The sequence below is a fragment of the Mucilaginibacter sp. genome, from assembly GCF_025362475.1.
In the GTDB taxonomy this organism is placed as follows: domain Bacteria; phylum Bacteroidota; class Bacteroidia; order Sphingobacteriales; family Sphingobacteriaceae; genus Mucilaginibacter.
This window is the reverse complement of record NZ_JANYGH010000029.1, coordinates 58,346-71,164: the sequence shown is the minus strand read 5'-3', so window position 1 is coordinate 71,164 and position 12,819 is coordinate 58,346. Positions and strand designations below refer to the sequence as shown.

Genomic DNA, 12,819 nt, shown 5'->3' with positions numbered 1-12,819 from the left:
TTTGAAATCCTAATTTGTACGCTTATCGTTCGGGATAAGTACCGGCTCTGTATACTGGCGAAGACTCACCCGGTCTTCGCTTCGCTGGACCACCCTCTCTTCACCTGCGGTGGAAAGAGGGAGTTCGCCTGATTCAAAACCCCTCTTTCCTGCGCAGCAGAAGAGAGGGTGACGGGCGCAGCCTCGTCGGGTGAGTCTTCACCGCCATGCTGCTTCTGTCTTGATTCTTGATTCTTAACTCTCTTTCCTTCACTCCGTTTTCAAACTCTTCACCGGATTCATCAGCGCGGCTTTTATAGCCTGGAAACTTACGGTAAACAAGGCAACAATAGCTGCCAGGATACCCGCAAGGGCAAACATCCACCAGCTGATGGGCACGCGGTATTCAAATGCCTGCAGCCACTTGTTCATGCCCCACCAGGCTAAAGGTGTGGCTAAAACGAAAGCTATGATAACCAGTTTTAAAAAGTCGGTTGATAATAGTTGCACAATGCCGGTTACGCTGGCGCCCAATACTTTACGGATGCCTATTTCTTTACTCCGCTGTTCGGCGCTAAATGCGGCTAAACCAAACAAGCCCAAACATGAAATCACAATTGCTGCCAGCGTAAAGGTGTTGATGATGCGCGATAGCATGACCTCGTTTTCGTACTGTTTTTGTACTTCGGTATCTAAAAACGAATATTCAAAAGGGGCATCTGCAATATCTTTACGCCAAAGGCCTTCTATTTTGGTTAATAATGCTTTATAATTTTTGCTATCGGTAGCTACAACCATCGTATTAAAATCGTTGATGCTTTTATCATACACCAGCATAAATGGTTTTACTTCGCTATGCAGCGAGTTGTAATTAAAATCCTTCATTACGCCTGCCACTTCAACGAAAGTTTCGGGGTTTGGCTCGTATTTGGTGTACAACCTTTTACCTGGCGCGGTTTGCGGGTTTAAGCCCAGCCTTTTGGCCAGCGTTTCGTTGATGAGCACCCGGGTTGAATCATGATCCCGAAAATCGCGGCCGCTGATGATTTTGATGCCATTGGCCTTTGCAAAAAATTCGTCGGTATTTATATTTTGGGCATCAATAGCAGTGGTCATGTTACCACCGGCCGGGTAAACACCATGGTCATGCGGTACAAACTGGCTTAAATAATTATCGGCATTGCTTACAATCTTAACCTCGGCCAACGACTTTAAATCATTTGCGAAATTTTTCATTTTGGCTTGCGTGCCGCCCGTATAAAAGTTGAAGATGAGCTTTTGCTTTACATCAAAGCCTAAATCTTTATTTTTAATAAAACTAAGCTGACTGTAGATAACAATGATACCGGTAACCAGCACTATTGATAACACAAACTGGAAAACCACCAATGATTTGCGGATCCCTGCTGCTGAAATATGGCTGGTAAAATTCCCCTTAATCACTTTTATGGCCTTGAATGCCGATAAGTAGAATGCAGGATAGCTGCCCGCCACCAACCCGGTAACCAACACAAGGCTGATCAGCATGATCCAGAGTTTGTAATTGGTAAAAAGCGATAGCCGGATCTCGGTATTGGTGATCTGGTTTAAATAGGGCAGCAACACCATTAACAATGGCAACGCTATAGCTACACCAATTAACGCCAGCAAAAACGATTCGCCTAAAAACTGTTTAATTAAATCGCCCTGTCCGGCGCCTATTACTTTACGCACGCCAACTTCCTTAGCCCGTTTGGATGCGCGGGCGGTTGACAGGTTCATGAAATTGATACAGGCGATAACCTGGATCATTACAGCAATCAATATCAGGATATAAAGAAACGAGGGATCGAGCGTTTTGGTAAGCTCATGTTCAAAACCCGGCGTGGTGTGTATAGTGGAAACCGGCTGCAGGTGCAGCGATTTCTTCATGCCTATTTCCCTCATTTGGGCGGCGCCGTATTTATTTAAAAACTCGGGCAGCTTTTTTTCAAATGTCGCTGGGTTGGCATCCGGGCGCAGCTTAATGTAGGCATACAAAAAGTTATTGCCGCCCCAGGTATTGTTTTGGCGCACATATTGGCCCAGACCGCCGCTGTTCATCGCCATAAACATATTGGCATGAATATGCGTTTTGCCTGCGCTTTCATCAATCACGCCGGTTACCTTAAAATCATGTTTACCAAATGAGTTATCGATGGATATCATTTTACCTACCGGCTCTTCTTTCCCAAAAAGCTTATCGGCAACGGGTTTTAAAAGCACAATGGTGTAAGGTTCGGCCAATACCCTTGAGGCGTTGCCACCTACAAAATGATAGTTAAACATATCAAAAAAAGTGGAGTCGACGTACGCTGCGTCCTGTTGGTAAAATGACTTCTCCTTGTAGCGCAGCAGGTGTTGTTTCGCCCCGAAACCTTCGGTAGTTACCACGCGTGTATATTGTACCACTTCGGCAAAATCACTTTTCATGGCCGGAGTAATAGGCGGCGAGCTTGCCGCGCCATGGTGCTTATCGCCGGTCAACTCCAAATCGGTAGTAATACGGTATATATCTTTTACATTTTTATGCTGCTTATCATAGTTATACTGATCCTGTACGTACAACAAAATATAAAGGCAACACAACGTGCCCGTAGCCAGGCCAATAATATTGATGAAGCTAAATGTTTTGTTTTTCAACAAAAACCGCCATGCTGTTTTTAAATAACTCTTAATCATTGTTATGTTGGTTAGCTTAAAGCTAAAGGCATAAAGCCTAAAGCTTTTTCGTCGTTAATTTAACTGTTCAATTTTTTTGCTTTCAGCTTTATGCCTTCGGCTTTAAGCTTTTACTCCGCTTTTAAACTATTTACGGGGTTCATTAGCGCGGCTTTTATGCTTTGATAGCTTACTGTAAATACCGCTATCAGTATAGCCGTTATCCCCGCAAGGGCAAACATCCACCAGCTTATGCTGATGCGGTTGCTGGGATTAAAATCCTGCAGCCACTTGTTCATAGCCCACCAGGCTATTGGCGATGCTATAATAATGGCCAGGAATACCAGCTTTATAAAATTCATTGACAGCAGCGTTGTTATATTACCAATGCTTGCGCCCAGCACCTTACGGATGCCTATCTCCTTGCTGCGCTGCTCGGCCATAAAGGCTGCTAAAGCAAACAGGCCAAGGCAGGCTATAATAATGGCGAGTACGGCAAAGCTGGTAAATATGCGGCCCATGCGCTGCACATCGGCATACATATTGGCAAAGCGCTCATCCATAAACGTGTAACGAATAGGCTGGTTGGGCGAAAAGTTTTTCCAGGTTGAGGTGATCTGCGCCAGTGTGCTTTTCACATCGCCGGTTTTTATTTTTACAGATACAATAGAGTTACTGTTACCCAGGTGCATTACCAAAGGATCTAACCTGTCTCTCAACGATTCGAAATTAAAATCCTGTACCACACCGATGATCAGCTTTGGCCGCCCGTAGTTGGAGATCCGTTTTCCTACCGGATTTTTGAGGTTGAGCTTTTTAGCCATCGTTTGATTGATGATATACGCGTCCGAATCGGTTTTCATGGTTGGATTGAAATTACGGCCGGCAACTATCTTCATGCCGAAGGTTTTGATATAATCCGCATCTACATCCCAGAACTGCCCGCCGACGCCGGCCTCTATTTTTTCTTTACCTTCGTTGTGAAACTCGTTGCCATTACGCTTGGTGCCCGATACAGGCAGAAAATCGCTGATGGATACACTTTTTACAGATGAGAGTTTTAGCAATTCGTTTTTAAAATTCTTAACCTCATTCTCCAGCGTGTTTGTACCCTGGATCATCAATACCTGGTCTTTCTCAAATCCAACCTTTTTATTGAGGATAAACTGCATTTGATTATAAATAACAACTGTGCTAATGATGAGAATAATGGATGTTGTAAATTGAAAAACCACTAACCCGTTTCTAAGCACCGAACTTTTACTGCCCACACTTAACCTGCCTTTAAGCACTTCTACAGGTTTAAAGCCCGACAGGTAAAATGCCGGGTAGATGCCCGCAACCACCCCGATTACCGTTGCCGAAACCAATACGGTGGGCAGCAACCACCATTGTTGCCATGGTATGCTGAGTGTTTTTGACGCCAGCACATTAAAATAAGGCAGTAGTATTGCAGCCAATATTAAGCCCAGCACAAACGAGAAAAAACTATACAATAATGATTCTGTTAAAAACTGGCTGATGAGCCCGCTGCGCTGCGAGCCTACCACTTTGCGTAAGCCTACCTCTTTTGCCCGGTTGGCAGATTTAGCGGTAGAAAGGTTGATGAAATTGATACAAGCAATAAGTAATATAAAACCAGCAACAGCGCCAAACAGCCACACAAAACGAATATCCCCATGCGACATGCCATCGTGGATATCATATGATTTAAGGTTGATATCTTTTACATTCTGCATGAACATTTTCATATGCCCGGCAATCCTAAGCGCGTTTTTATCCCCGTTCTTTAGCATATCGGGGATATAATAATTTTTAATTATGCCATCGGTGAGTTTTTTGTTAAAAGCCGGGATATTAACTCCCGGTTTCATCAGCAGGTAAACGCTATAGTTGCTTGCTCCCCAGGTTGTCTGTTCGCCATTCCAATACTCAATGCCTGTAAGTGTCAGTAAAAAATCATAGCGTAAATGCGATGTTTCGGGAAGATCCTCCATCACACCGCCAATTTTATATGGCCTGCTTTTATTATTGTTAAGGTACATTACCTTGCCAACAGGGTTTTGGCCGGGGAAGTATTTACTGGCTTTGCTTTTTGATATCACCATGGTTAAAGGCTCGGTAAGCGCATGAGCCCTATCACCATAAGCCATAGGTAGTTTTAATATATCCAGAAGTGATTGATCTGCATAAGCAAAACCTTCTTCATGGGTATTCTCCACCCCATCGGCACGTTTAAGCTCATTACTGCCGGCGCCCCAAAACAGCGAATTAGGCATCAGCCTGCCAAACTTCTCCACTTCAGGAAAATCAGATTTTACCGTTCTGCCCATCACTGCGGGCCAATCCACACCTTTTTCGTGAATGCCAACATCCTGGTATTCTCCCACAATACGGTAAATTCGGTTGGCATCAGGGTAGCTTTTGTCAAAGCTAACTTCGTTACGGATATACAAAGCAATGAGTAAACAGGCAGCAATGCTAAATGCAAAGCCACCAATTTTTATGGCCGTGTACATTTTTTGTTTGCGCAATTGCCTAAAAGCGATCTTTACATAATTTTTAATCATCCCCGTGTTAATTAAAAAGTGAATTTTATTTATCGGCTTCTTTGTTTCTATATATTCGGGTCGTGGAGGCACAGGCTTAATTGAATTTAGTTTTGAACCCTCTTCAACCGGTTTTATCTTTTTCATTATTCGCTCAAAAAGCAAATAATTATTGGTTTTGGCAGCTTGCGGCTCATCCTCCCACCAGTCATACATTAACATTACTGCAGTTTTCAGGTGTGGATTTTTCACCAGCAGCATATCTAACTCCTGCAGCTCATCTTCCGACGCTTCATTAGCCATTTTTTTTGCTGCAAGGCTCCAAACATGATCTTCTATGTTCATACTTTGTAAATTGCTTTAGGTAAATGCGCATATTCTACCAAACACATAGAATAAAATATGTGCCATTTATTTAAATAGCTTATTATCAATATATTAAATAGATTTAACAGCCTCTACTGTACGAATACGAACAGGTGGTGTACGCTTTTACATGGTGTATAGTTTTTTCCGGACCAGATAGAGCGGGCAAAAAATTGCTATCGTTGGTAACATAAAATATTTTGCAGCGTCTTAGGTATTTTATGGCCGAAAACTTTTTGGCCATGCGGATGTATAATTGTTTTATCCATCCATTGTTACCTTGCATCATTACAAAAAAATATGACTGATCTGAAACCCATTTCCACACTGCTGCTATCATGCATGCTCACAGCAGTTTTCACCTCATCCCAGGCGCAGCAAGCGCCCCCGGCCGAAAACCCGGCACTGAAAATTTATCGCGAAACACCCAAAAAGGTTAACGATTTGATTCACACCAAACTTGATGTGCGTTTCGATTACAAAAAACGCTATATGTATGGCAAAGAATGGGTTACTTTAAAACCTCATTTTTACCCTACCGATAGCCTTAGGCTTGATGCCAAGGGTATGGACCTTAAAAACATTTCGGTTGTAAAAAACGGCAAAAACATCCCGCTTAAGTTTACTTATGAGGATAGCCTGAGCGTTGCCATTAAACTGGATAAGGTTTATCATAACAACGAAAGCTATACCATTTATATTGATTATACCGCCAAGCCAAACGAGCTGAAAGAAAAAGGCAGCGCTGCCATAAATGATGCCAAGGGTCTGTATTTTATTAATCCCGATGGTACCGAAAAGGATAAACCAACCCAGATATGGACGCAGGGCGAAACTGAAAGCTCATCTGCCTGGTTCCCTACCATTGATAAGCCAAGCCAAAAAACTACCGAAGAGATCAGCATGACCGTACCTGCCAAATACGTTACGCTATCAAACGGCAGGCTGGCATCGCAACAGAAGAATGCCGATGGCACCCGTACCGATACCTGGAAAATGGAGTTGCCACACTCGCCATACCTGTTCATGATGGCTGTTGGTGATTTTAAGATCTATAAGGATAAATGGCGCAATAAAGAAGTGAGCTATTACCTGGAACCAAAATACGCCCCATACGCCAAAGAAATTTTTGGGATGACACCCGAGGCTATTGAGTTTTACTCCAAAACCTTAGGGGTTGATTATCCTTGGAACAAGTATTCGCAAATTGTAGTGCGCGATTATGTAAGCGGAGCTATGGAAAACACTTCAGCTACCTTGCATGGCGCTTATGTACAGGCCACTCCGCGCGAGCTTTTGGATGCCTATTACAATGATGGCCGCAGCACCATTGTTCATGAACTTTTCCACCAATGGTTTGGCGATTATGTAACTGCCGAAAGCTGGAGCAACCTTACCGTCAATGAGTCTTTCGCCAACTTTAGCGAAACCATTTGGGCCGAGCATAAATATGGCAAAGATGTGGCCGATGAGCATAACTATGCTGATATGCAAAACTATTTAAGATCGCCTGATGCCCGCAACAAGAACCTGGTTCGTTTTCATTATGCCGATAAGGAGGATGTTTTTGATGTAGTGACCTATCAAAAAGGTGGTAGGATCCTGAACATGCTGCGCAACTATTTAGGTAATGAAGCCTTTTATAAAGGATTGAATATTTACCTTACTACCAACGCCTTCAAAAATGGCGAAGCCCAGCAATTACGATTAGCCCTTGAACAAGCCAGCGGACTTGACCTTAACTGGTTCTTTAATCAATGGTATTATGGTGCCGGTCACCCTATATTGGATATCAGCTATAAATGGGATGATGCCACTAAAACCCAAACCGTTTACCTGCAGCAAAGCCAGGACGGACAGATCTTTAAACTGCCAATGGCTATTGACATCTACGCGGGTGGCAAAAAAACACGCCACAAAGTATGGATGAACGACCAGAATGATACCCTTACTTTTAAACTGGCCTCAAAACCAGATCTTGTGAATGTTGATGGCGATAAAATATTACTCACCAAAAAAACCGACCATAAAACCCTGGAAGAATTTGCGTTCCAATACTTTAACGCGCCGCTTTATTTAGACAGGCTGGAAGCCATTAACGCTGCCGCTGATAAGCAAACAGAAAAAGATGGACAACGGATATTGATTGCCGCATTAAAGGATAAACACTACGGTTTGCGCAATAAAGCCATCAGAACGTTAAAGCTTGATAATGATGCTATCCGCAATGCTGCCCAGCCTATCCTGGCTTCATTGGCGCAAACAGATGATAATACACTGGTACGTGCTGCAGCCATTACCGCTTTGGGTAGTTTAAAGGCATCAGGTAATATGAATATATTTAAACAGGCATTAAGCAGCCAATCATACGCGGTACAGGGCGCTGCCTTAAATGCTATTGCCTTGTTAGATCCTGCACAGGCTATGACATTGGCCAATGGTTTTGAAAAGGATAACAAAGGCAACCTTACCGTTGCCATATTGGATGTTTACAGCACCAATGGCAACGACGCCCAATGGCCATTTGTAGCCAAACAATTTGAGGATGCTACCCCCCAGGGTAAATTTAATACGGTAAGAAAATTTGGAGCGTTGGCTGCCCGCGTTGAAAAACCGGCATACGCCCAGCAAGGGATCAATGACCTTAAGGACCTTGGCATAAAATACAAAGCCTTTGGCGCCGGCGATATCGCTATTAAACTGATTACTGATATTAAAGCCCACAGCGAAAAGCTGCATGATGATGCAACAATAAAAGCTGCTGAAGAGGCGATAAAACTGATAACAGACGCTAAGTAGATTGATGAATAAAACAAGCCATATGAAGTTTTGAAAACTTCATATGGCTTTAATAACATCTCCTTATTTAATTTTCTTCGCCTCGTTTTTATGCCCGTTTTGATAGAGGATAACCGAAGTTACTTTCCCTGTGGCATCTTTAATTACTTCTAAATCGGCAAGGAAATTTTTAGGGAAGAATTTATTCTGCGCTTCGGGGTAGATAGGAAATTTAGGCTGACCTGTAGCTTGCGCATACAGTTGGTTTCCATCCCTGCTTAGGGTTATTATAAAATCGGGCTTAAGCGCGTATTGGCCTGTATAACTCTCCAGATCCGAGTCACTAACTTTAACCAATGTTTTTACGGTATTTAAAAGCAAGCCTTTAAAGTTGTAAACTTTGGCAACGCTATTAACCACCTCCTGCAAAATTTCACCATTATCCGAGTTAACCATTACAACGATACCATTACCATCCTTAAGGCTTCCGTAATACTGGCACCTGAAGCCTTCATTTGCTCCCCCATGCTGAAAGTATTTTGTACTATCCACATTAGTGGTTGTAATAAATACGCCCAGGGCCGCGTCGGCATTTTGGAAGGGCGTTAACCTGAGCTTTGTAGTTTGCTGATCCAATACCTTAGCCGATTTACCCTCATAAGCCAGTTGTGTTTCAATAATATACTTGGCCAAATCTGTTGGATTTGTCCACAAACCGGCAGCGGCCTGCTCGGGATAAATATGGTATTTACCGGGAATAGTCTTTCCATTGGAATCATAACCGGCAGATAACAAAGAGGGCGTTACACCAACCGGTGGTTGTGCATAAGTACTGGAGGTCATGCCCAAAGGCTGCAGCACATTTTTTTTCATATAATCTGCATACGGCTGGTGGGTAACATCCATCACTACCATTTGAGAAATGGTAATACCTCCCCCCGAATATTCCGACCTTAAACCAGGCTCGTACATGGACCGAATTGGGTCGGAGTTTGCCGGCTTTTGGCCGTTTAATATTTGAACCACTGATGGCAATGGCTTGCCTTGTTCATAACCAGGAAAACCATGAACGGTTAAGCCGCCGGTATGGCTCAACAGGTTTGCCATGCTTATTTTTTTGCCCTTAGCAAGGCTATCGTAAGGAAATTTCCAGCTTTTTAAATAGGTATTAATATCTGCATATAAGTCTATTTTCTTTTCCTGCACCAGCTTCAGAACGCCTACGGCATTGATAGATTTACTGATGGAAGCAGCCTGAAAGAGTGTTTGCGGGGTGACGGGTATTTTTAAACTCTCGTCTGCTGTTCCATAGCCCTTTGCCCAAAGTATGTGATAGTTTTGAATCACGGCCAGGCTTAATCCATGTACTTTGTAATAAGCCATACGTTCCTCCAAAGTTTTGGGTGTTTCATCTTTGAATTGTATGGTGCTGATTAAATTGGATTCAACCTGCTTAATTTTATCATTGGTATCATCCTGCCCATAAACACATGATTGGTTGAAAGCCAATGTCATTAACACAAAAAATAAACGTAAAGTTTTCATATGAGTGATTAAATATAGGTGTATAATTATCCCGCCTCAAATACAAAGCCAGTATTTAACAAATTAACAATCAATACATTACAAAGCATCCCATTATAAATATGTTCGCATGTGAACAGCGCTGTGCGATATTGAACGGTGTAAACAAAAAATTCGGCTGTGCAGTGATCATAGTGCTTTAGTTTTAACAAACTTTAAATGCATTACCCGCCAGCTATCCACTTCAAAACCTGTAATTTTCTTTGCTTTATTCCGGGTGACTAAAAGGTGCTTCATATACCAGGTATCATTAAGTAAATGGTCAGGTCCAAATAGCGTCAACTTCGTGTCGTTATACTTGCTGTTGATTAAATAAAGCTGGTGGTCTTTTAATGTTATTTTATAAGTACAATCTAATTCGGGGCTATAATAAATGCCGGTGTATTCCAACAAGCTTTTATCGTCGGCTTGCATCTTAGTTGGTAATCTGGTAAAATGGTATGCATCACCCGGCGTATTCATGGTTAAATCGTTATCCGATTGTTGATTGAAATTGAATTTAATACTGGGAACATAAAAAATAGAATAAGTATTTTTCGATTCCCTTGTCAGCAGGTAATCATTGGTATTCGTTCCCATGTGCTGATACAAACTATCATTTTTAAGCGTCAAACTCATAGTCATATTCACTTCGTTACTGAAATAATCCCCTTGTTGTTTTGCCATAAAGGGCAGCTCGGCAACAGGTATTTTGACATCCCTTTTCTTTTCCTCCGCTTTTGGTAGGGCTGTTTTTTCAGCAATCAAAAGATCGGCAATTTGGCCGGCTTTTTCCTGGGCATATATTTCACTCAAATTACTTAAAACAATAATCCCTGTTTTCAGCTCCGGGAAAACAGTAATATAGGTGCGGTAAGCGGCATCTGCCCCATCATGTTTGTATTGTTTCCATCCCTTATAATTTGCAGCAATAATTCCTGCCGCATAATCCAGTTCAGTTCCATCATTTAGTTTTGCCTTTTGGGTAAGCTGTAATATGGATTGTTGATTTCCGGCCTTGGTATCGTAAAAATTCATAACCCATTTAGCCAGGTCATTAATATTAGAAAAAAGACTGGTGGGCCCTACGGTAGAATAGCTTAAAATACTATTACTAAAACGGGTATTGTCTTTTCTGTCGTAAGAGTACGCCCTGTTCTTTTCTATCTCGGTATAATCATCATGAAAATGAGTGCTGGTCATTCCCAAAGGTTTAAATATCGCCGAGTCTGTAAATTTCCTTAACGACTGGCCGGATATCGACTTCACAATTTCTGCCAGTAAGGTATATCCGCTGTTGGAGTAAATGAGTTTGTCGCCGGGATTAAAATTGAGTGCCTGCTGCTTGCTTAAAATTTTGATGATATGTTCCTGGGTGATCACATCATCAATCCGGGTTCCCGAAATGCCAAGCAGTTGCCATTGGTCTCTTATTCCGCTTGTATGGTTTAGCAGATTACGGATGGTTATCTTTTGTTTGAGATTTGGAAACCACGGCAGATATTTACGAATATCGTCGTCGAGGTTAAGCTTACCTTGTTGCGCCAGCAAAACAATAGCATAGGCTGTGAATTGTTTAGATACTGATGCCAGGTGAAATACAGTTTCTGGTGAGTTGGGTATAGCATATTCCAGATTTGCCATTCCATATCCTTTGGAAAAAATAAGGGAGTCGTTCCTGACAATGCCTACCACACAACCGGGGTTTTGAGCATTGTCCCAGCTTCTAAAAAGAGAATTGATTTTTTTGACAATAGACTCAGGTAATGCCTGGGCCCGTAATTTAGTATCCGCTGTTAGGATCAAACAAAGGAAAAGGCAAAATACAAGTGTTTTAAGCATTTACGTGATAATTAGGTTAGTTTTTGGTTGGGATAATCGCCGCAAGCGGACTGGGATAAATTTAACAAAAAAAACCTCAACCTTTTTTACTTGACCAGATAGCTCAGGGCAATCGTTTTTAAATTAAAAACAAACAGGAGGCACCTACGGAGCCCGGCTTTTTTTTTGGGGGGGGGGTATTTGCTATAAACACGCTACTCCTACGGAGTAAATAAGACACCAACCATTTCCAACTCCAGCGGAGCTACGTGTTTATAGCGAAAAAATATTTTGTTTTTTGGCTCCGTAGGTGCCTCCTTTTTAAAAGCGATTGTCTACCGGGTAACGGAAGAAAGACCAAAAACTGGTAAAAAACTAACCCAACAAAAAACCGCCTCATAATTACTTATGAGACGGCCTCTTTTTTGTTGATATTTTAAACTCCGGCTTTTACATCCTGCATGCCGTAATGCTTCAACACATCGTCAGGCACACCAGTCCATTTGTTGGGGGTGTTACCGGCGTAACCTACGTCTTTAACACCAATTTCGCTGGTGAAAAAGCCCGATGCGGTTAAATCGCGCATGCGGTTAAAGAATGCCACACCCTGGGCCATTTCTGGTTTGGCCTTATTGGGGTAAGCTATCATATCTATCAATTCAATTTGCTGGGCTTTGCTGCTATCGGTAAAAACTTTACCGTAACGGTTAAGGCATTGCATATCCAACCAGCGCAGGCCACCACGCATTGGGGTTTGATGATCGGGCATATCCTTCACAATAAACTCAATAAAATCGGGCACCTTGGCATCTGATGCACTACCCGATTTTTCGTCTTTAGGAATTATAATATCGACCAAAACTGTAATGGTAGCCATTTCGGCCGCGGTGAAAAACTTATCAGCATTAAGTTTTTTATCACGTTCAACTTCAAAGGGCTGCCTGCCTGCCGCGGCTTCTGCTGCCGGGGCCGCTTCATCAACTTTTGGGGCACCTGGTTTACAAGCTTCCAGTAATAATCCTGCTGAAAGTGTGGTAAAGCCTAATGCTTTTAGGGAGTCACGTCTGTTCATAATATTTTATTG

General features: G+C 42.4%; 6 protein-coding genes. 1 reads left to right on the top strand and 5 read right to left on the bottom strand.

The genetic code is table 11. The annotated features are described in order from the left end of the window. Positions 1-249: 249 nt before the first annotated feature. Both Q0R88_RS10820 and Q0R88_RS10815 read right to left on the bottom strand, forming a co-directional pair. Positions 250-2,679: an ABC transporter permease gene (locus Q0R88_RS10820; RefSeq protein WP_295715938.1), complete on the bottom strand. Its 2,430-nt coding sequence runs from the start codon at positions 2,677-2,679 to the stop codon at positions 250-252. A 110-nt stretch (positions 2,680-2,789) separates the two neighbouring features. Next, the gene (locus tag Q0R88_RS10815; protein WP_295715935.1) at positions 2,790-5,552 is read right to left on the bottom strand and encodes an FtsX-like permease family protein; all 2,763 of its coding nucleotides are present in this window, start codon (positions 5,550-5,552) and stop codon (positions 2,790-2,792) included. Positions 5,553-5,873: 321 nt separating this feature from the next. Between Q0R88_RS10815 and Q0R88_RS10810 the strand changes: the two genes are divergently transcribed. Beyond that, the gene (locus Q0R88_RS10810; RefSeq protein ID WP_295715934.1) at positions 5,874-8,372 is read left to right on the top strand and encodes a M1 family metallopeptidase; all 2,499 of its coding nucleotides are present in this window, start codon (positions 5,874-5,876) and stop codon (positions 8,370-8,372) included. Between the two features lie 63 nt (positions 8,373-8,435). Here the strand turns inward: Q0R88_RS10810 and Q0R88_RS10805 are convergent, their stop codons facing one another. The 3 genes from Q0R88_RS10805 to Q0R88_RS10795 all read right to left on the bottom strand — a co-directional run bounded on the left by Q0R88_RS10805 (position 8,436) and on the right by Q0R88_RS10795 (position 12,807). After that, positions 8,436-9,896 carry a serine hydrolase gene (locus tag Q0R88_RS10805; RefSeq protein WP_295715932.1) on the bottom strand — a complete coding sequence of 487 codons (1,461 nt, stop codon included), beginning with the start codon at positions 9,894-9,896 and terminating at the stop codon, positions 8,436-8,438. A 168-nt stretch (positions 9,897-10,064) separates the two neighbouring features. Continuing rightward, positions 10,065-11,756, bottom strand: a complete 1,692-nt coding sequence (locus Q0R88_RS10800) for a serine hydrolase domain-containing protein (protein ID WP_295715930.1) — start codon at positions 11,754-11,756, stop codon at positions 10,065-10,067. A 415-nt stretch (positions 11,757-12,171) separates the two neighbouring features. Beyond that, entirely contained in the window at positions 12,172-12,807 is a 636-nt protein-coding gene (locus tag Q0R88_RS10795; protein ID WP_295715928.1) for a gluconate 2-dehydrogenase subunit 3 family protein, read from the bottom strand. Between the last annotated feature and the right edge of the window lie 12 nt (positions 12,808-12,819).

Excerpts from the sequence above, each read along its gene's own strand:
- Q0R88_RS10820 (WP_295715938.1), bottom strand. The coding sequence starts at position 2,679 with ATGATTAAGAGTTATTTAAAAACAGCATGGCGGTTTTTGTTGAAAAAC.
- Q0R88_RS10810 (WP_295715934.1), top strand. The coding sequence starts at position 5,874 with ATGACTGATCTGAAACCCATTTCCACACTGCTGCTATCATGCATGCTC.
- Q0R88_RS10800 (WP_295715930.1), bottom strand. The coding sequence starts at position 11,756 with ATGCTTAAAACACTTGTATTTTGCCTTTTCCTTTGTTTGATCCTAACA.
- Q0R88_RS10805 (WP_295715932.1), bottom strand. The coding sequence starts at position 9,896 with ATGAAAACTTTACGTTTATTTTTTGTGTTAATGACATTGGCTTTCAAC.
- Q0R88_RS10815 (WP_295715935.1), bottom strand. The coding sequence starts at position 5,552 with ATGAACATAGAAGATCATGTTTGGAGCCTTGCAGCAAAAAAAATGGCT.
- Q0R88_RS10795 (WP_295715928.1), bottom strand. The coding sequence starts at position 12,807 with ATGAACAGACGTGACTCCCTAAAAGCATTAGGCTTTACCACACTTTCA.